This window comes from Novosphingobium resinovorum (genome assembly GCF_001742225.1).
Classification (GTDB): Bacteria; Pseudomonadota; Alphaproteobacteria; order Sphingomonadales; family Sphingomonadaceae; genus Novosphingobium; species Novosphingobium resinovorum_A.
The window spans coordinates 56,374-74,550 of record NZ_CP017077.1; the positions used below are offsets into that span (position 1 = coordinate 56,374).

Annotated in this window: 18 protein-coding genes; 11 read left to right on the plus strand and 7 right to left on the minus strand. The window is 63.6% G+C overall.

The window, feature by feature from the left end; translation table 11 throughout:
* Nucleotides 1-37: 37 nt before the first annotated feature.
* Genes BES08_RS25285 through BES08_RS25295 form a run of 3 tightly spaced genes read left to right on the plus strand, consistent with a single transcriptional unit; the run spans nucleotide 38 to nucleotide 3,824 of the window.
* Nucleotides 38-1,423, plus strand: coding sequence for an FAD-containing oxidoreductase (locus tag BES08_RS25285; protein WP_069709648.1), 1,386 nt, complete (start codon nucleotides 38-40; stop codon nucleotides 1,421-1,423).
* Complete coding sequence (locus tag BES08_RS25290) at nucleotides 1,423-2,154, plus strand: aspartate/glutamate racemase family protein (RefSeq protein WP_069710168.1); 732 nt, start codon at nucleotides 1,423-1,425, stop codon at nucleotides 2,152-2,154. The genes BES08_RS25285 and BES08_RS25290 overlap by 1 nt, the downstream gene beginning before the upstream one ends.
* The gene (locus BES08_RS25295; protein WP_338043877.1) at nucleotides 2,151-3,824 is read left to right on the plus strand and encodes an alpha/beta hydrolase-fold protein; all 1,674 of its coding nucleotides are present in this window, start codon (nucleotides 2,151-2,153) and stop codon (nucleotides 3,822-3,824) included. Before BES08_RS25290 ends, BES08_RS25295 begins: the two co-directional genes overlap by 4 nt.
* 45 nt (nucleotides 3,825-3,869) lie before the next feature.
* On the opposite strand, the gene BES08_RS25300 is transcribed toward BES08_RS25295, so the two are convergent.
* Complete coding sequence (locus BES08_RS25300; RefSeq protein ID WP_069709649.1) at nucleotides 3,870-4,730, minus strand: LysR family transcriptional regulator; 861 nt, start codon at nucleotides 4,728-4,730, stop codon at nucleotides 3,870-3,872.
* Nucleotides 4,731-4,972: 242 nt separating this feature from the next.
* On the opposite strand from BES08_RS25300, the gene BES08_RS25305 reads away from it, so the two are divergent.
* The 7 genes from BES08_RS25305 (at nucleotide 4,973) to BES08_RS25335 (ending at nucleotide 10,384) form a co-directional block, all read left to right on the plus strand.
* Nucleotides 4,973-5,272 carry an EthD family reductase gene (locus BES08_RS25305; RefSeq protein WP_069709650.1) on the plus strand — a complete coding sequence of 100 codons (300 nt, stop codon included), beginning with the start codon at nucleotides 4,973-4,975 and terminating at the stop codon, nucleotides 5,270-5,272.
* Between the two features lie 106 nt (nucleotides 5,273-5,378).
* Complete coding sequence (locus tag BES08_RS25310) at nucleotides 5,379-6,203, plus strand: oxidoreductase (RefSeq protein ID WP_069709651.1); 825 nt, start codon at nucleotides 5,379-5,381, stop codon at nucleotides 6,201-6,203.
* A 27-nt stretch (nucleotides 6,204-6,230) separates the two neighbouring features.
* A complete protein-coding gene (locus BES08_RS25315; protein ID WP_069709652.1) occupies nucleotides 6,231-7,079 on the plus strand; it encodes an alpha/beta fold hydrolase in 849 nt (282 codons plus the stop codon).
* Nucleotides 7,080-7,143: 64 nt separating this feature from the next.
* Entirely contained in the window at nucleotides 7,144-7,674 is a 531-nt protein-coding gene (locus tag BES08_RS25320) for a VOC family protein (protein WP_069709653.1), read from the plus strand.
* Between the two features lie 68 nt (nucleotides 7,675-7,742).
* On the plus strand, nucleotides 7,743-8,735 hold the full coding sequence (locus BES08_RS25325; RefSeq protein ID WP_069709654.1) for an alpha/beta hydrolase: 993 nt from the start codon (nucleotides 7,743-7,745) through the stop codon (nucleotides 8,733-8,735).
* A 30-nt stretch (nucleotides 8,736-8,765) separates the two neighbouring features.
* On the plus strand, nucleotides 8,766-9,074 hold the full coding sequence (locus BES08_RS25330) for a GNAT family N-acetyltransferase (protein ID WP_069709655.1): 309 nt from the start codon (nucleotides 8,766-8,768) through the stop codon (nucleotides 9,072-9,074).
* A gap of 26 nt (nucleotides 9,075-9,100) precedes the next feature.
* Complete coding sequence (locus BES08_RS25335; protein WP_069709656.1) at nucleotides 9,101-10,384, plus strand: pepsin/retropepsin-like aspartic protease family protein; 1,284 nt, start codon at nucleotides 9,101-9,103, stop codon at nucleotides 10,382-10,384.
* Nucleotides 10,385-10,850: 466 nt separating this feature from the next.
* Here BES08_RS25335 and BES08_RS25340 read toward each other — a convergent pair whose 3' ends face one another.
* From BES08_RS25340 to BES08_RS25355, 4 genes are all read right to left on the minus strand, one after another.
* Entirely contained in the window at nucleotides 10,851-12,044 is a 1,194-nt protein-coding gene (locus tag BES08_RS25340) for an IS91 family transposase (protein WP_069709042.1), read from the minus strand.
* A gap of 4 nt (nucleotides 12,045-12,048) precedes the next feature.
* Nucleotides 12,049-12,969 (minus strand): tyrosine-type recombinase/integrase, encoded by a 921-nt coding sequence (locus BES08_RS25345; protein ID WP_069709043.1) that lies wholly within the window; start codon nucleotides 12,967-12,969, stop codon nucleotides 12,049-12,051.
* A gap of 305 nt (nucleotides 12,970-13,274) precedes the next feature.
* A complete protein-coding gene (locus tag BES08_RS25350; protein WP_069709657.1) occupies nucleotides 13,275-14,435 on the minus strand; it encodes an IS30 family transposase in 1,161 nt (386 codons plus the stop codon).
* Between the two features lie 207 nt (nucleotides 14,436-14,642).
* Nucleotides 14,643-15,416 (minus strand): AraC family transcriptional regulator, encoded by a 774-nt coding sequence (locus BES08_RS25355; RefSeq protein WP_069709658.1) that lies wholly within the window; start codon nucleotides 15,414-15,416, stop codon nucleotides 14,643-14,645.
* Nucleotides 15,417-15,499: 83 nt separating this feature from the next.
* Between BES08_RS25355 and BES08_RS25360 the strand changes: the two genes are divergently transcribed.
* Entirely contained in the window at nucleotides 15,500-16,126 is a 627-nt protein-coding gene (locus BES08_RS25360) for an MSMEG_1061 family FMN-dependent PPOX-type flavoprotein (RefSeq protein WP_069709659.1), read from the plus strand.
* A gap of 83 nt (nucleotides 16,127-16,209) precedes the next feature.
* Here the strand turns inward: BES08_RS25360 and BES08_RS25365 are convergent, their stop codons facing one another.
* Nucleotides 16,210-17,007 (minus strand): helix-turn-helix domain-containing protein, encoded by a 798-nt coding sequence (locus BES08_RS25365; protein WP_231958425.1) that lies wholly within the window; start codon nucleotides 17,005-17,007, stop codon nucleotides 16,210-16,212.
* 164 nt (nucleotides 17,008-17,171) lie between these two features.
* On the minus strand, nucleotides 17,172-17,948 hold the full coding sequence (locus BES08_RS25370; protein ID WP_083274815.1) for an alpha/beta fold hydrolase: 777 nt from the start codon (nucleotides 17,946-17,948) through the stop codon (nucleotides 17,172-17,174).
* Nucleotides 17,949-18,177 lie beyond the last annotated feature (229 nt).

Sequence of the window (18,177 nt, forward strand, 5' to 3'; positions counted from 1 at the left end):
GCTTCGCGCCATGCCCACATCACGAGGTAGCCTCCGCATGCGCAGCTTCGACGCAATCATCATCGGCGCCGGCCAGGCGGGTCCGGCGCTCGCCGGCCGGCTGAACGATGCCGGCCAGTCGGTCGCCATCATCGAGCGCCATCATGTTGGCGGCACATGCGTCAACACCGGGTGCAGGCCGACCAAAACGCTGGTGGCGAGCGCCTATGCCATCCACACCGCGCGGCGTGGCGCAGACTACGGCTTCAGCATCGCAGGGCCGGTTGACGTCGACATGAAGGCAGTCGCAGCTCGGGCGGACAGGATCATCCGGGATGGACGGGCGGGTAACGAGAGCTGGCTGTTCGGCATGGCCAATGTCGAGCTCATCCGGGGGCATGCGCGCTTCGAGAGTTCCGGCGTCGTCATCGTCGATGGGGAACGACTGACCGCACCGCGCATCTTCATCAACGTCGGCGGCAGGGCTGTGGTGCCGGAAATGCCCGGCGCGGACCAGGTGCCGCTCCTCACCAATACCGACATCGTCGCGCTCGACACGCTTCCCCGGCATCTTGTGGTGATCGGCGGAAGCTACATCGGACTTGAGTTCGCCCAGATGTATCGGCGCTTCGGCACCGAGGTCACGATTGTGGAGCGGATGGATCGGCTCATCGCGCGGGAGGACCCCGATGTGTCGGATGCCGTCAGGCAGATTCTCGAGGCCGAGGGCATCACGATCCGGACGGGTGCGGACTGCATCGGCTTCGCGCGCAGCGGTGAGGACGTCGAGGTGCGGGTGGACTGCGCCGAGGACGCGCAGCAGGTCGTCGCCAGCCACGTCCTGATGGCGGTCGGGCGGCGGCCGAACAGCGACGACCTCGGGCTGGAGGTCGCCGGCGTGGCAGTGGATGCACGCGGCTATATCACCGTGGACGACAGGCTGGAGACCAGCGTCCCGGGCATCTGGGCGCTGGGCGACTGCAACGGTCGCGGCGCCTTCACGCACACCGCCTATAACGATTTCGAGATCGTCGCCGCGAACCTTCTGGACGGGGAGGATCGCCGGGTCAGCCAGCGTCTGCCGGGCTACGCGCTCTACATCGATCCTCCGCTTGCACGCGTGGGCATGACCGATGCCGAGGCGGCCAGGACCGGACGGCGGCTGCTCCATTCCAAGCGGCCGATGTCCCGCGTCGGTCGCGCGGTGGAGAAGGCCGAGACCCAGGGGTTTATGAAGGTGGTGGCTGACGCCGACACCCGCCGCATCCTTGGCGCGGCGATACTGGGAACGAGCGGCGACGAGGCGATCCACGGCATCCTCGACATGATGAATGCCGACCAGCCGATCGAGCAACTGCGCTGGGCAGTGCCGATCCATCCCACCGTTTCGGAACTGACCCCGACATTGATGCTCGATCTTCAGCCTTGGAATGGAGAGGCATGATGCGCATGATCGGCCTGATCGGGGGCATGAGCTGGGAAAGCTCGGCGGAATATTATCGACTCCTCAACGAAGGCGCTCGCGCGCGCCTGGGTGCGACGGCTTCGGCCCGTTGCCTGCTATGGTCGTTCGACTTCGCGGAAATCGAAGTACTGCAACATGCCGGCGACTGGAGCCGCCTCTCCGAGTTGATGGTGGACGCCGCACGGCGGCTGGAGGCGGCCGGAGCGGACCTGCTTCTGATCTGCACCAACACCATGCACCGGATGGCAAGCGGCGTGCAAAGCGCGGTTCGCATCCCGCTGATCCACATCGCCGATCCCACTGCGGAGCGGATCGTGGCCGCCGGTTTGCGAAAGGTCGGGCTGCTCGGCACGGCGTTCACGATGGAGCAGGACTTTTACAAGGGACGCCTGACCGAACGCTACGGTCTGGAGGTGATCGTTCCCGACGAGGAGGACCGCGCGACCGTACACCGGATCATCTATGACGAGTTGGTCGCAGGACGCATCGAGTCCTCGTCGCGCGAGGCCTACCGGGCGGTGATCGCGCGTCTTGTCGATGCCGGCGCCCAGGCAGTGATCCTCGGCTGCACCGAAATCATGCTGCTTGTCGGGCAGGAGGACAGCCCCGTGCCGATCTTCGACACTACGGCCCTCCACGCGGCAGCGGCGCTCGATCAAGCGCTGGCGACCGCCCAAGGCACTGATGAAGCGCGGCTGACGGCAGAGTGAGCAACGAAACGATGATCGAGACTGAACTGCGCCGCGGGGCGTTGTCAAAGGCGATCCGCCTTATGCTGGCGTCGGGATTGGCGTCACTCCTCATCGGCGCTGCGGAACCCGAAACGCGCTTCGCCGTGACGCTGCAGTCCGACCTCTTCGAGGATGCGAGCGGCCGGCTGTTGGTGTTCGCCGCGCCGGCAACGATCGAGAACATGACAAGCGACGCGGTCGACCTGGAGCGCGGAGCGGGAGTCTCCGTCGCCGCGCGCGACGTGCAGGGTTTCGGAGCCAGTCGCACCGTGACGATCGATACGCTGAGAGGGGCTTTTCCCAGAAGCTTCGCGACGCTGGCGCCGGGCCGCTACCGCGTACAGGCGGTGCTTGATCACAACGGGGACTACAACTTTGCCGGCCGGGGGCCTGGCGACCTTATATCCAAGGTCGTCACCGTACACTTCCCGCTTCCCTCGATGCCGATCCTCCAGCTCGATCACGCAATGCCGCCGGAGACCGACCAGTTCGACACGACCGGGCTGCCGCCCGTGGCGGCGGAGCAGATCGCCGCATCCCGTCCGCATCTTCACGATGAGCAAATAGAATCCCAAGTGCTGACACGGTTTCGCGGCACGAGCCAGGCCGTGGCCGCATGGGTGCTGACCCCGCCGGGCTATGACCCCGCGTCGCGCACGACCTATCCCACCGTCTATACGGCAGGTGGGTTCGGCGCGGGGCACAAGCTGGCCGGCCAGCAGCTTTCGCGCATGTGGCACCTGATGGAGACCGGCGCCATGCCGCCGATGATCTGGGTCGCCCTTGACCATTCTTCCCCGACCGGCACGACCGAATTTGCAGACAGCGCGAACAACGGTCGTTGGGGCGCGGCGCTGGTCGGCGAGGTGATTCCTACGCTCGAGGCCAAGTACAGGATGGACGCCAAACCGTCCGGCCGGTTTCTGACCGGGCACAGCTCGGGCGGCTGGTTCGCACTCTGGGCCATCGTTCGCTACCCGCAACTCTTCGGCGGCAGCTGGGCGACGGCACCCGACCCTGTCGACTTTCACGACTTCCTCGGTGTTGATCTCTACGCGCCAAACGCGAACATGTACCATGCCGCCGATGGCAAGCCGCGCCCGCTCGAACGCGATAACGACAAGGTGCTCGGCACGATCGCGGAAGCTGCTCGGCTGGAGAGTGTTCTTGGTCACGATGGCGGACAGTTCCGCTCGTTCGAATGGGTTTTTTCTCCTCGCCGACCGGACGGCGCGCCCGCCTTTCTGTTCGACCGGGAAACCGGCACTGTCGATCCCGCCGTCGCGGCCTATTGGCGCGGGCACTACGACATCGGGCACCGGATCGAAGCCGACTGGCCGCGGTTGGGCATGCACCTCAACGGCAAGGTCCATGTCGTGGTCGGGACCGCCGATTCCTATTATCTCGACGGCTCGGTGCGTCGGCTCGATGCCGCGTTTCGCAAGGTCGGCGGCCGCGCCGACTTCCGCTACGTGCCAGGCGCGACGCACAGCATGTCGATGCTCTACGCGAAGGACGGCGACCGCAACGCCTTGTGGAAGGAGATGTCGCGCGCGATGTATGCGGTAGCCAGACCCGGCCAGTTCTGGGGGGCGCCTTCTCACGCCGCCGTCACCGCGCCACCGTCCGCGGAAGCGCGCCAGCGCTGAAATTGGAGTTTCTCCCGGAACCTTGAGTAATTTCCGGGCCGCCCATCATGCGGTCGCGTTCACGAGATGGTCCGATACCGTCGAGATGAACGCGCGAAGACGTCTAAGACGCCGCAGGTCCCGGTGGTATCCCATCCAAATGTCTCGCGTTGGCGGCGGCGTCGGCACGTCGAGTCTGCGGATACCGGGAATCTGATTGCCGACCACGCGGGGCAGGACAGCGATGCCCACACCTTGCCTGCACATGCGCCCCTGGACGTTGCGGTTGTTCGATCGCAGCACCGGTCTCGCGTTGGGGTAACTCTCGATGAGCCAGGCAATGTCAGGGAAATGGCCCGTCGACGTGTCATGGGTGATCAGCCGGAAACCGGAGCCATCGCCATATTTGGGATCAGCCGCCTCCTCGGCGATGTAGACGCCGTATTCGAGCCTGAAGAGCCGCCGCTGAACGACATCGGCAGTGTCGAACGGAACGATACGGAAAGCCACGTCGGCCTCCCGTTGGGCAAGACTGAATTGGCGCGTGCCGGTGAGGATCTCGACGTCGACATTGGGGTAGGCTTTTGAGAAATCCGCCAGGATAGGCGGGAGAACATAGGCTCCAAACCAGTCCGCCGACGAGATACGCAGACTGCCCTTGAGATCCTGCTCCTGCCCCGCGAGCCGGCGCTCCATGGCCAACGCGCCTTCCTCCATCTGCTCAGCCAGCGCGATGATCCCATGGCCCTCTTCGGTCAGAACAAGACCGTCTGCCGTGCGCTGAAAGAGCGTGTGACCGATCGCCTGCTCAAGGGCGCGAAGGCGCCTGCCGACGGTCGGATGGCTTGTCTGCAGAGACCGCGCGGCGCTGCCGAGCGTGCCGGATCGCGCAACGGCAAGAAAGATTCTGACGTCACTCCATTCCATCGCGACCGCTCACACAAAACTGAACGCGGATAGTACAGTTATGTCAGTTCAAGAACAAATCTAAACACCTAGATTCATGCCATCGTCTGGAGGTGCTTCCTTAGCTGGATTCCCCCGCCCATGAGGGCGGCCGCTTGGCTGTGGAGCCCAAGGGAAGCTCATCCGGACTAAGCAAAGAGATTTTCGGAGCCGCGGCAGAACGCAGCGGCCCGCTCCGATGCTTACAAATGAGGACTTCGATAATGATCACGATGCTGGTGACCTATGCGGGCGATGAACAAACGCCGTTCGACCGCGATCATTGGATCAACGTGCACTTCCCGCTCGTGCGAGACAGCTGGGGACCGTACGGGCTGGTCAGCGCCGGCGGGTTCTTTCCGCAAGGTGATGGCGCCGGGCTCATCGCGGTTGGCGTCGTCAACTTCCGAGACGCGGCTGCCATGGAAGCGGCGCTCAATTCGCCGGAGACCGCCCAGGTCATGGCTGACGTCGACATCGTCACCGCCCTTAAACCGCAGCGCAGCCTCGTGAAGCCGCTCTGAGCAGAGCGTCGGTGCGTGTCGATTGCGTCGGTGGCTAATCTCTCCAGGTCTGCGCCGGACACCACGGTCAGCGGCTGCAACGTCTGAAAACAAGGGAGAAGAAGTTATGAAAACGTGGCTTATCACAGGCTGTTCGAGCGGCTTCGGCCGGCGGCTTGCCCTCGCTGCAGCACAGCGCGGCGATCGGGTCATCGCGACGGCGCGCAATGTCAGGACGATCGAGGAAATGGCCAAGCCTTTCGGAGGCCGCATGATCACCTTGCCACTCGATGTGACCGACGCGGCGGCAGCCAAGGCGGCGGTCGCAAAAGCGGTCGAGGCCTTCGGCGGGTTCGACGTGCTCGTGAACAATGCCGGCTACGCATTGTTCGGCGCGATCGAGGAAGGCACGCCCGAGGAATATCGGCCGATGTTCGAGGTGGACGTTTTCGGTCTGATCGAAATCACCAGAGCCGCGCTACCCGTGCTGCGACGGGCGGGCGGGACAATTGTCAACATGTCGTCCGGTGCCGGCATCGAGGGCCGCGGCGGCGGAGGCTATTACCACGCCGCCAAGTTTGCGGTGGAAGGGATTTCGGAGGCGCTCGCCGGCGAGCTCGAACAGTTCGGCATTCGTGTGTTGATCGTCGAGCCTGGACCGTTCCGTACCGATTTCCTTGGCCGTTCGATAACGATGGCGGCCAACGCAATGCCGGAATACGCCGCGACCTCCCGCAAGCACTATCGGGACACCAACGACGGCAATCAGGCGGGCGACCCCGATAAGGCGGTCGCAGTGATCCTTCAGGCCGTCGACGCCGATGACGCCCCGCTCCATCTGCCGCTCGGGCCGGCCGCGCACGCGATCGCCGAGCGAAAGCTGGCTGCGTTCCGCAGCGATATCGACGCCTGGCGCGAGATCACGATCGCCACCGATTTCGACCCCGTTTGAACGCCAACACCTGATTGGAGAGCGATCATGATCGCAGCTTTGAAGGGGTTTACCCAGCAGTTGGTGCCGGTGAATGGCATCAAGATCAACGCCGTCACCGGAGGCTCAGGTCCGCCCATCCTTCTGCTTCACGGCTGGCCGGAAACATGGTGGGAATGGCACCATGTGATGCCATTGCTGGCCGAGCATTTCAGCGTGGTGGCCATCGATCTGCGCGGCGCGGGCTTTTCCGACTGTCCGCAGGGCGGCTATGACAAGGCGACGATGGCGCGCGACGCGCACGAAGTCATGGTTGCCCTTGGGCATGAGCGCTACGCGGTGTGCGGGCATGACATCGGCGGAATGGTCGCCTTGCCGCAGGCCGCCATCTATCGGCAGACTGTTACTCACTTGGCCGTCCTCGACGTTCCGCTTCCCGGCTGGACTGGATGGGAGGCGACGACCGCCAAGCTCTGGCACTTCAGCTTCCATATGAACCGCGATCTGCCCGAGCGCCTGATCCACGGCCGGGAATATGACTATGTTTCGACCTTCATGGCAGAGCGGTTCTACGATCACAGCAGCTTCGATCCGCTGGACATCGAGATCTACGCAAAGGCGATGGCGCTTCCCGGCCGCACGCGTGGCGGCATGGAATGGTATCGCACCCTCGCCGCCGACCATGCGGCCGCGCTCGAGTACAAGAAGCAACGGCTCGACATCCCGGTGCTTGGCCTGGGTGGGGATCAGCGCTTCGGTGCGCAGATGGCGCCGATGCTCAAGGAGTTCGCCACCAATGTGACGGGCGGTTCGATCGCGCGGTGCAGCCACTATGTGGCAGACGAGCGGCCGGATGAAGTCGCAGCCGCCCTGATTGCATTCCTCAAGATCAATTGAAACTCGGCGCCCGCGCGGCCGTGGGCGAGTCGATAGATCGAATAAACAGCAAAGGAAAACTGTCATGACCGCACCCGTCATTCGCGGCGTCAATCATATCGGCATCACGGTGCCCGACATCGAAGCCGCAAAATCGTTCTTGGCGGAAGCCTTCGGTGGCCAGGTGATCTATCAGTCTTTCGGTCCTCAGGATCCGCCGCGGCAAGGACCCGAATTCGAGCGGGCCGTTGGCGCGTTCCCCGGAACGGTCGTACGCGCCCAGGCGATGGTCAAGATCGGGACCGGACCCGATATCGAGCTCTTCGAAATGCACGGTCCCGAGCAAGCCCAGCCGATCCGGGCGAGCGACTTTGGCATCACGCACTTCGCTCTCTACACCGATGACATCGACGCATCGGTCGAGCGCTTCGAGAAAGCGGGCGGTACCCCGCTGACGGCGCCGCGCGCCATCCCCTATGCAACCGAGAAAGGTCCTGGAAACAAGGTCTGCTATTGCCGCATGCCGTGGGGTACGACGATGGAATTCATCACCACGCCGGATCGCATGGCCTATCGTGACCAGACCGACCTGCGTAGGTGGCAGGATGAGGACTGACGAGAGCGGGAGAAGGCCCCGCATCCTCATCGTACAACAAAGAAAACTACCAATCGAGGACCGCGCTCATGGATGAACAAAGCTTCGGTGTGCGGTTGCCCGCCCGCGTGCTTCCCGCTCCCCGCTCGATCAGCGCGGAGGCGCGTGCCGCACTGAACCGTCTCGTCGGCGCCGACGGCATGCCGATCAATGCCAAGTACCCGATGCCGGATCCCGAGGATCACGAAGGCTGGGTTCGGATCAAGGCAGCGGTGGATGCGCACTATGCCGCCAGCATCAAGGGTCTTGCGGGCACGTTGCGCGCCAGCGTCGAAACCGTCCGGGTCGGCAATACCCTCGTCCACGTCGCTACGCCCGAGACCGCGATCGTCACCGGGGCCGCCTATCTCGATCTGCACGGTGGCGCACTGGTATTTGGCGGCGGCGAGGCATGCCGGGTCGGCGCGCAGATGCAGGCGGACCTGCATGGCGTGTGCTGCTACGGTGTCGACTATCGGACGCCGCCCGAGCATCCCTATCCCGCAGCACTGGACGATACGCTGGCGGCCTATGGCCATGTGCTCGAGCGGCATGCGCCATCGAATGTGGTCATTGGCGGCCGGTCGGCCGGGGGGAACCTTGCTGTTGCCATGCTGCTGCGCGCGCGGGAGGCGGGGCTCCCCATGCCGGCCGGGTTGGTGCTGCTGTCGCCCGAGGTGGACCTGACGGAGTCAGGGGACAGCTTCGAAGTGAACCGTCTGGTGGACCTCATGCTGCCCCTGCCGCTGCGCGCGGCGAACCTGCTCTATGCCAGCGGCGCGGACCTCTCCGATCCCGCTCTCTCCCCGCTGTTCGGCGACCTTTCCGGCCTGCCGCCGACGCTGCTGCAATCCGGCACCCGCGATCTTCTCCTCTCCAACACCGTCCGCATGCATCGCGCCCTGCGAAAGGCTGGCGTTCCTGCCGAGCTTCACGTCTTCGAGGCGATGCCCCATGGCGGCTTCCTGGGCGACACGCCGGAGGATCTGGAGCTGAGCGGCGAGCTCGTCCGCTTCGTCTGCACCTGCTTGCGCGGCGGCTGAGGCCTTTGGCCCACTTCTTTCAGGACACGTATGATCGACACCAATCGGCTCCTCCTACGTCCCTATGAACCTGGAGACGAGCGGGCGATTCTGGCGCTGTCGGCTGATCCCGCCGTGCGCAGGTTCATCGGCAATCTACCGGATTCCGAGGAAGGCGCCCGGACAAGGGTGCTACGCTGCGCGGGCCATTGGAGCCTCTTCGGCTTCGGCACGCTCGCTGTCGTCGAACGGCCGAGCGGCAGGATCGTGGGCGAAGTCGCCGCCTCCTACTTCCTCGTCTCGGCAATCCCGTTGACGATCAGCGATGTGCGTCGCCGCGCCAAGGCCGTGGCAGCGTGATGGGCGTCGGGTTTGGAGGTCACGGCATGGCGGTGCATGCCATTCTTTCCGTGGCGGCTGCCGCCGCGGCGCCCCTCAATGCCTCCTCGCCAGCAGAGAACCCGCTGCCGGTCGACGCCGCGCTCGCAAGATGGGACATCGACGAGGCGCGGACGCTCGCGCAGGCGATGCCAGAAGGCGCCGAGCGCTGCGCGGTCGAGGGCGTGATTGCCAACCGCGAGAACCGTATCAAGGAAGCCTCGAAATCGCTCCAGCGATGCTTGGCAATATTGGAACAATCCCATTCTCCCCGGGCACATGCCGCATTTGAGGCGCTGCTCGAATCCTATTTCCGGCAGGGCGCGTACAAGAAGGAATATGCGTTGATCGTGTGGTGGCTTGCGGCCCATGGCAAGCCCGCCGATCCCGACAAGCTTGCCGATCTGCGCGAGGAACTCGGAACGGTGGCGGTGTTGCGCGACGTGTCCGGACCCAAGGCGACAGGCAGCAGTACGGCAACCTTGCGCAGTTACCGCAATGTGCTGGGCACGCGGAATGTCGATCTAAGAGTGCGCGGCGTCACGCTCTCGTGGAATATCGATACAGGGGCTAACCTTTCCGTTGTAACCGAGAGCGCGGCCCGACGGATGCGATTGGCGGTTCGCGATACCCGCGCACAAGCGGTGGGATTGACCGGCCACTCGGTGCCAACACGAATCGCTGTCATTCACAGGCTTCCGGTTGGCGGCGTCACCCTTCGGAATGTAGTGGCGATCGTTGTACCGGACAGCGCATTGTTCATCCGGTCTCCGCTAGCCGACTATCAGATCGAGGCGATACTTGGCTGCCCCGCGCTGGCGCAGCTCGGTCGATTTCGGATCGATGCTGACGGCACGTTCGCGATCGATCGGGCGGGACCGTTGCTCAGGTCGGGAGCGACGCTCTACATGAGGCAGCTGACTCCGCTGGCCGAGGTGGAGATCGCGGGGCGCAAGGGCCTGGTGAGCATCGACACGGGGGCAAACCGAAGCAGCCTCCATGCAAGCTATGCTGCCAGATTTGCCGATCGCGCGCGCCTTTGGTCGAGTAAGCGAGACACGACATTGGGCCTGGGTGGCAGCACCGAAGGCGATGTTGCAATCGAACCCCGACTGACGATCACTGCAGGGGCGGCAACCGTCGTCGAACAGGATGTGGCCGTTACGTTGGAGGGCCACAAGACGGCGCTCGTTCTTGGCAATCTTGGACAGCCCGCATTGACGGCCAACGGCAGCTACACGTTCGATTTTCGTGCGATGCGGCTGTTGCTCGGGCCAGAGGTTTCGAATTGATGTACGGCTCGCTTCGAATCGGCGCCGCTGCGGGTGACCGCTGAATGTCGGCTCCTGACGATAGCGGATGCTCAACTTATCGCCACCCAATGACGGCTTTGTCCCAGCCCCCGTCATAAGCGGACTGACCGCTCATAGGCGCGCCATTTTCCTAATTGAACGGCCTGGATGGTGAAGGGTTTCGGGCGCTTGCGTACGAAAGCCTCCCATGCAGGAACCCGCGTGCCCGGTAGAGTGGGCTATGGGGATTTGCGCTTTCGTGTGGTGTGGCGGGGTGAAGTGCGCGCTTTGATGGAGGCACGACAGCAGCGCAGCGGTCGGTGTCTGGATGCGCCGGAGATGTGTTTGCCAGGCTGTCGATGTTGATGCCAGGAGCGGACGTGGGCGCGGCGCGTGCCGGGGGCAAGTCGGCCCTTTGACCATCGCGCGCTTTGCGTGGCCATCGCGGCAGGCGGATCATGCCGGGTCATGCGATGCGCTCCCGGATCGGCGGGGTTGGCTTGGGCGGTGCGCGGGGCTGGCTCCAGCGTGGGAAGTTTTCAATGACGATCATGCGCCCGCCGCAGCACGGGCATGGCGCGCAGGTGCCGGGCTCGGCTTCGGGCTCTGGCACCTGCGTCTCCGGTGTGACGGCAAGCAGGCGGCGGGCGAGCGCGAGATTGTCGTGGCGCGCGGCGCTGGCGAGCAGGCCGTAATGGCGGATGCGGTGGAAGCCGCGTGGCAGGACGTGGAGCAGGAAGCGGCGGATGAACTCGTCGGCGGTGAGCGTCATGGCACGCTGGCGTTCGGGTCCATCGCGGCGGTAATCCTTGTAGCGCAAGGTCACGCCGTTTTCGTCGAAGGCGATCAGGCGCCGGTTCGAGATGGCGACGCGGTGGGTATAGCGCGACAGGTAAGCGAGCACCGCTTCGGGGCCGGCAAAGGGCGGTTTGGCATAGACCACCCAGCGCTTCTTACGCGCCGGGGCAAGGTGGCGCTGGAAGGCCCGCCGCTTTGTCAGATCGGTCAGGGAGCCGAAGAAGGCGAGCTTGCCGGCATCGTGCAGCGCGTTCAGCCGGGCGAGGAAGAGCTGGCGGAACAGCGCACCCAGAACGCGCACGGGCAGGAGGAAGGCCGGACGCGAGGATATCCAGCGACTTGCATCGGGCGCGATACCGCCGCCCGGCACGATCATGTGAACATGCGGATGGTGAGTCATTGCCGACCCCCAGGTATGCAGCACGGCGGTGATCCCGATCCGGGCGCCCAGATGGCGGGGATCGGCGGCGATGGTCAGCATCGTCTGCGCGGCCGCCTTGAACAGCACGTCGTAGAGCAGAGCCTTGTTCTGGAATGCGATGTCCGCGACCTCGGCGGGCAGCGTGAAGACAACGTGGAAATAGCCGACGGGAAGCAGGTCGGCCTCCCGTTCGGCCAGCCAGGTGCGTGCCGCGGCGCCCTGGCATTTTGGGCAATGCCGGTTGCGACAGCTGTTGTAGGCGACCCGCCAGTGTCCGCAGTCCTCACAGGCCTCGACGTGACCGCCCAAGGCCGCGGTGCGGCAGGTCTCGATCGCGGACATCACCTTGAGCTGGGTAAGGCTCAGGTGCCCGGCATGGGCCGCCCGGTAGGCTGGTCCTGCAGAACGGAAGATGTCCGCGACCTCGAGGTCGGCGCGCACCGGTTCAACCGGCGTCGGCCGACCCTGTGGGTGCCTTGCCTTCCATCAGCGCCATCAACTGGTCGAGCGGGCTCGACACGGCGTGGATCGTGCGGGTCGACACCTTGGTGTAGAGTGCGGTGGTCTCCAGCTTGCTGTGGCCCAGCAGGACCTGGATCACGCGGATATCGACATCCTGCTCGAGCAGGTGCGTGGCGAAGGAATGGCGCAGGGTGTGCGGGCTGACGCGCTTGCGGATGCCCGCCACCTCGGCCGCCTCCTGAACCGCGCGGTGCAGTTGCCGGGTCGAGATGGGGTCGGTGACGTTCTGGCCGGGGAACAGCCAGCCATGCGCAATCAGCACCCCGCGCTTGTGCCCCTCACGCCACCACATCCGCAGCAGCTCGAGCAGCTGGGGCGAGAGCATCGCATTGCGATCCTTGCCTCCCTTGCCCTGTTCGACCCGGATCAGCATGCGCGTGCTGTCGATGTCGTCGACCTTGAGGTGGGCCACCTCCGACACGCGCAGGCCCGCGCCATAAGCCACGCCCAGCGCCGCCTTGTACTTCATGCCGGGCGCGGACTGCAGCAGCCGCGCTGCCTCCTCGACGCTCAGCACTTCGGGCAGCCGGGGCACGATGCGGGTGACGACCAGGGCCCGCGCCAGATCGCGTCGCCTGAGCGTGACGTTATACAGGAAGCGCAAGGCCGACACGGTGCCGTTGATGGTGCTCGGCCTGACCCCGCTCTCATGCTGCATGAGCTGAAAGCGGCGAAGGTCCTCTTCCGTTGCCGTATCGGGAGGGCGCCCCAGGAAGGCTGCAAGGCGCTTCACATGCCGCACGTAATCCTGCTGGGTGTGGGGACCGAGGCCCCGCATCATCATGTCGTGCTGCATCCGCTGGCGCAGCGGGCTGATCGGGGCGGTATTGATCGAGACAGTCATGGCAAGTTCCTCTCCGTTGAAGAACTGCCAGTCTCGCCCCGCTAAAGGCCTACATATAACACGCTACAATGCACCATGCGCCCTCCCGCGAAGCGGGTTCGTGCATGGGCGCATATCAGCCGCCCACTGATGTCGACCCTTGTAAGACGCTCAGCACCCGTTTTCAGCGCTCCAGGTGCGGACGGTCCGCAATCTGGCAGGTGTCGACCAATACTCGCCATTCCGGATCGGTGGCGGAAACGTCGGCTCACGCCGGACCAAGCCATTTGCGACGCGATAGCTATCGGCCAATAAGCACGGCGGGTTCAACGGGTGGCGGCAACACATGCCTGAAAACGCTCTGCGGGTGTTTGGTAGTCGAGCGTTTTGCGAGGGCGTTCGTTGAGCTGACGCGCCACGGCGCTCAGCTTCGCCTGGCTATATAGCGACAGATCGATTCCCTTGGGGAAATATTGGCGCAGCAGACGGTTGGTGTTTTCGTTGGTACCGCGTTGCCAAGGCGATTGCGGATCGCAGAAATAGACTTCGACGTCACTGGCCAGCGTCAGGCGCCGATGATCGGCAAGCTCCTTGCCCCGGTCCCAGGTGAGCGACCTGTAAAGCTCGCGCGGCAGCTTTTGGGTCTGCCTGATCAGCCCTGATACGACGCTCCGTGTGTCCTTGTTGGCGACCTTGACCAACATGACGTAGCGCGACTGTCGCTCGACCAGCGTGGCGATATAGCTGTTCTTAGTGCCGCCGATCAGGTCGCCTTCCCAATGCCCGGGAATGGCGCGGTCCTCGATGCAGGCAGGCCTTTCGCTGATGGAGACCATATCCTTGATCTGTCCAAGGCCATGGCGCTTGAGGCTGGCATGGCGGGAACGGCGGATCGTACGTCGTGCGCGCAGATGCTCCAGCAGTTCCTTCTTCAGGACCCCACGCGCCTGTATATAAAGGCTTCTATAGATCGTCTCATGTGACACCTGCCTGTGCAGCTCCCCCGGGAACGCGCGCCTCAGCCACCCCGCAATCTGTTCCGGAGACCATTTGCGCCGCAGCTTGGCTGATACTGCGCAACACAAAGCGGGTTCACAAGCCAGCTTGCATACCTTCGGCCGCAGCCCGCGATCCCAAGCCGCCTGATCCGATGCCGCCGCGCGGTATCGTCCCGGACCGCCATTACGCTTGATATCACGGCTGATGGTCGAGGGCGCGCGCGCCAAGCCTCGCGCTATCGAACGCAGCGCGACACCTGCGCTCAACCCACGGGATATCTCTTCACGTTCCGCAAGGCTCAAGGCCTGCCTACCACGCTTGCGTTCAGGAGGCCGGATACCTCCGCTCGGCGATATCACCGAAAACACCGATGAGGACTCCCGATCAAACCTGCGACCGATTGAACTCATAGACTCACCGCGCTGCCAACGGTCCCATATCTCCGCCCGCTGTGCAGACGAGTAATATATCCTGCGACGATAACTCATGGCTCGCACTCCATCTTCATTCAAAGATTAAAGTGTTGCCACCACCCGTTGAACCCACCACCCATGCCGGTTGTTAAGCAGTCACAGGCGAACGCGGAAAAGACCTGTTTGTCGTGCGTTTCCTGAATATAAGACGGGGGTCGGGACCATTTCGCTTCCGGCTTTCAGCATTTCGACAGCAAGGCGAATATTCAGCGATCGGCTGACTTAGGCTCCGTTGAAGTACACTGCCGGCGTTTCACCTAGCATCCGCTTGAACATCGCGATGAAGGCACTCACACTATCGTAGCCAAGATCAAGCGCGACAGTCGTCACCGCCCCGCCTTCGGCAAGCATCTCCAGCGCGCGCATAAGCCGCGCCCGTTGGCGCCAGGTGGTATAGCTATAACCGGTTTCGGCGACGAAGCGGCGGCTGAGGGTCCGTTCCGAGACGCCGGCCCATAGGGCCCAAGCGTCCATACCGCGGCGATCTCCGGGATCGTCAAGGAGGGCGCGTGCGATAAGGAGCAGGCGCGGGTCGCGTGGCATGGCTAGACTGAATGGTTCTACAGGAGCAGCCCGAAGTTCGTCGAGGATGAGCAGGGCTATGCGCTCTTGGGGCTCGTCCATCGCGCCCCCATCCCATCGCGAGGCCCGGATCACCGCCTCCCGAAGCAGAGCAGAGGCTTTTATCGTACAGGGGCGGTTGGGCAAAGACGCACAAGCCGACTCTGAGATATAACAACTCCAGCCATCCACCGCACCATGGGTATAGCCATAGTGCGGCTGCCTCGGGGGAAGCCACGCTGCGTGATCGGCCGGCACGACCCAAGCGCCCGCCTCGGTGCCCATCGTCAGTATACCGCGGCGTAAACCGGACAATTGCCCCCGCGGATGCTGGTGCATTCCAAGATGGCGGTACTCCGCCTGCGTCTCGTAGATGGCGATAATGACGGGCTCGAGCGCGTCGCTCGCTGCGAGGGCAAATCTTTCCTCGATCATGGCGGTAACTCGCTACTGAATGGCCGCGATAGCTTAGCGCCGCCCCGCCAAGTCCGCTAGCTTCGTCGAACAGGAGAACCCCTTTGACCCAGCAATGCCCCTCATGCCCGACGCCAGACCTGGACCGGCTTTACGATCCGCCTCTGGAGCACATCCAGAAGTCAGTGATGCCGGAACTGATCTCGTTCCACAGGGACTATCTCGCCAAGGCCACGTTTTTCTGCCTTGCGACCGGCCGGCATAGTGGCCTCGATGCATCCCCCAGGGGCGGGCCCGCAGGCTTCGTCAGGGTGCTGGATGCCAAAACGGTCGCGTTCGCCGACTGGCCGGGAAACAATCGGATCGAATCCATGCGCAATCTCGTCGAGGACGACCGTCTTGGAATGCTGTTCATCTTTCCCGGCCTCGACGTCTTCATGCGGATTAATGGGCGCGGCCGGATCACCGATGATGCCGACCTGTGTGCGAGCCTTGCAGAGGGCAAGAAGACGCCAAAGACGGCTATCGTCGTCTCTGTGATCGAGGTGCTGTTTCATTGCGGTAAGGCGGTCAACCGGGCAAAACTATGGGCCCCTGAATCCAGGATCGATCGCCGCACCTTGCCTACGCCTGGACAGATGCTCGCAGCGATGAACCAGCAGGATGCGGCGACCGCGGATGCCATGGACGTGTTTTACGACGATGCCATGCGCAACGATCTTTACGGCTGAGATTGCCCGCGGTCCTGCGGCGTCATCGATCGCCCGTCTGGCCTCGAATATCGCAACAAGCATCCGAATTTCCCGACCTTGGATCAGTTTTGCTTTCGCCAGACCGCTGGGGCGACACCGACCCGTTTGTGAAAGACGCGAGTGAAGTGCGCCTGGTCGGCGAACCCGCACTGGTTTGCGATTTCAGCGAGGCTCAGACGGCGGCCCCGCAGCAGGTCTGTCGCCCGTGTCACCCGGCGATGGATCAGCCATTGGTAGGGCGGCAAGCCAACGGAGCGCCGGAAAGCATGAGCAAATTGGCTGACCCGAAGGTCGCAGCATCGCGCCAGCTCTTCGAGCGCGACACCGTCCGCAAGGTTAATCTCGATCAGTTCCTTGGCGAGCCGCTCCTGCCAGGTCGACAGTCCTCCGACATATGGTCGGTGGGAGGCGAGATCCCCATAACGGCTCATCATGTAGATCCCAAAGGCCCACATAAAGCTGTCGGCATAGAGGGTATCCAGCATGTCAGGATCGTCGAAATATGGCCGAATTCGGTTTGCCATCGAGACGAGCACGGGGTCGAAGGTCAGGAAGCAGGCATCGTTGCCAAGGTGCGTAACGGCGGGAACTTCGAGGTCCTCGGCGATCTGCCGCATGAAGGCGCGGGGCAGCACCATTTCGATGCTATGGCGTCCGGAGCTGAAATCAACGAAATCGACGGCTGACAAATAGAGAATGTGCGCGAAGCCAGCGCGAGCCTCGAAGTCGAACCGCTTGCCGTGAACGGACGTTTCGCTGACTTCAGGCCGGTACCGAATCCCGATCGAGAATGCATCCTCCCAGCGCGGGAATTCGGCGTTCTGCTCGACGCCGTGTTCGCCATAGTCGACCTCGGCCATCAGTAGCCGGGACTTGAAGAGTGCGCGGGCACGCAATGTCAGCATACTTCGCGCGGAGAGGCCAAGCGGCACCGTCGCGACTTCGACTAATCGGCCAGATGTTACCATCTCCACCTCCGGACATTCCGCTCGCCTCGCAAGGACACGGGCGAGCGGATGTTTCCTTACTTACTGGCCAGCGTCGCGGTAGCCACGCGTTCAATCAAGGCAGCGACAGCTTTAGGGTTGGCAACATAGACGGCATGGCTACCAGGCGTCTCGCTGACCGTAGCGCCGGCCCGGTTCGCCATGGCCCGCTGGGCGGCGGGCGGTATCATCTTGTCATCGCGAGCCACCAGATACCAGCTCGGTTTGGCCCGCCATGCGGGCTTCGTGACCTTGCCCTCGAGCGCTGCCACGCCCCAGGGAACTTGCGAATCCGCCATGAACTGTGCTTCGTCCGGGGCTACGTCAGCGGCAAAGGAAGCGGCGAACTTCTCCTGATCGAGCATGAGGAAGCCGTCGATTGGAGGCAGGATCGGAGGAACGGGCGCGCCGGGAGCGGGATTGGCAATCAGCGCGGCGACGGATTCGTCTGTGTCGGGAGCGAAGGCGGCGATATAGACGAGCCGAGAGACCTTGGGGTCATTGCCCGCTTCGGAGACCACGACGCCGCCGTAGGAGTGGCCGACGAGAATGACGTCGCTTTTAGCGCCGGCGATCGCGCGCCGGGTTACAGCGACGTCGTCGGCGAGCGAGTTGGTCGGGTTCTGAACGATAATGACCGGATAGCCATCATTCTTGAGTTCCTGATAGACGCCGAGCCACCCTGAACCATCGACGAAGCCACCGTGGACTAGGACCACCGTCGGATGCGGGGCTGTCTGGGCTCCTGCAGCACCCGACGAAGTGACTGCCGCAGCTGCAAGGGCGGCGGTGGTGAAGATTGAAGTTGCCGTCATCGTGTTCGCCTTCCTGGAAGTGGCGCGGCTTGTCGCCCACGCTAGTTGAAGGGCTTTAAATTATCTACGGATCAACCGTCGTTCTTGAACGATTCTGCAGTGGCTGATGTAACGTCCCGGCAGGGTTTCGCCGACGCTGGGCACCACAGACCGCCTGATTGTCGTGGATCTTTTGGAAGCCGCAAGGGCATCAGATCTCAGAACGGAGCCGGCAAACGAGCAAATAGCG

What these genes read in the sequence shown, in the direction of transcription:
- BES08_RS25305 (WP_069709650.1), top strand. Translation starts at nt 4,973, where the DNA reads ATGATCACGATGCTGGTGACCTATGCGGGCGATGAACAAACGCCGTTC.
- BES08_RS25365 (WP_231958425.1), bottom strand. Translation starts at nt 17,007, where the DNA reads ATGGCCGAGGTCGACTATGGCGAACACGGCGTCGAGCAGAACGCCGAA.
- BES08_RS25315 (WP_069709652.1), top strand. Translation starts at nt 6,231, where the DNA reads ATGATCGCAGCTTTGAAGGGGTTTACCCAGCAGTTGGTGCCGGTGAAT.
- BES08_RS25350 (WP_069709657.1), bottom strand. Translation starts at nt 14,435, where the DNA reads ATGAGTTATCGTCGCAGGATATATTACTCGTCTGCACAGCGGGCGGAG.
- BES08_RS25335 (WP_069709656.1), top strand. Translation starts at nt 9,101, where the DNA reads ATGGCGGTGCATGCCATTCTTTCCGTGGCGGCTGCCGCCGCGGCGCCC.
- BES08_RS25320 (WP_069709653.1), top strand. Translation starts at nt 7,144, where the DNA reads ATGACCGCACCCGTCATTCGCGGCGTCAATCATATCGGCATCACGGTG.
- BES08_RS25330 (WP_069709655.1), top strand. Translation starts at nt 8,766, where the DNA reads ATGATCGACACCAATCGGCTCCTCCTACGTCCCTATGAACCTGGAGAC.
- BES08_RS25345 (WP_069709043.1), bottom strand. Translation starts at nt 12,969, where the DNA reads ATGACTGTCTCGATCAATACCGCCCCGATCAGCCCGCTGCGCCAGCGG.
- BES08_RS25300 (WP_069709649.1), bottom strand. Translation starts at nt 4,730, where the DNA reads ATGGAATGGAGTGACGTCAGAATCTTTCTTGCCGTTGCGCGATCCGGC.
- BES08_RS25285 (WP_069709648.1), top strand. Translation starts at nt 38, where the DNA reads ATGCGCAGCTTCGACGCAATCATCATCGGCGCCGGCCAGGCGGGTCCG.
- BES08_RS25325 (WP_069709654.1), top strand. Translation starts at nt 7,743, where the DNA reads ATGGATGAACAAAGCTTCGGTGTGCGGTTGCCCGCCCGCGTGCTTCCC.
- BES08_RS25290 (WP_069710168.1), top strand. Translation starts at nt 1,423, where the DNA reads ATGCGCATGATCGGCCTGATCGGGGGCATGAGCTGGGAAAGCTCGGCG.
- BES08_RS25370 (WP_083274815.1), bottom strand. Translation starts at nt 17,948, where the DNA reads ATGACGGCAACTTCAATCTTCACCACCGCCGCCCTTGCAGCTGCGGCA.
- BES08_RS25310 (WP_069709651.1), top strand. Translation starts at nt 5,379, where the DNA reads ATGAAAACGTGGCTTATCACAGGCTGTTCGAGCGGCTTCGGCCGGCGG.
- BES08_RS25355 (WP_069709658.1), bottom strand. Translation starts at nt 15,416, where the DNA reads ATGATCGAGGAAAGATTTGCCCTCGCAGCGAGCGACGCGCTCGAGCCC.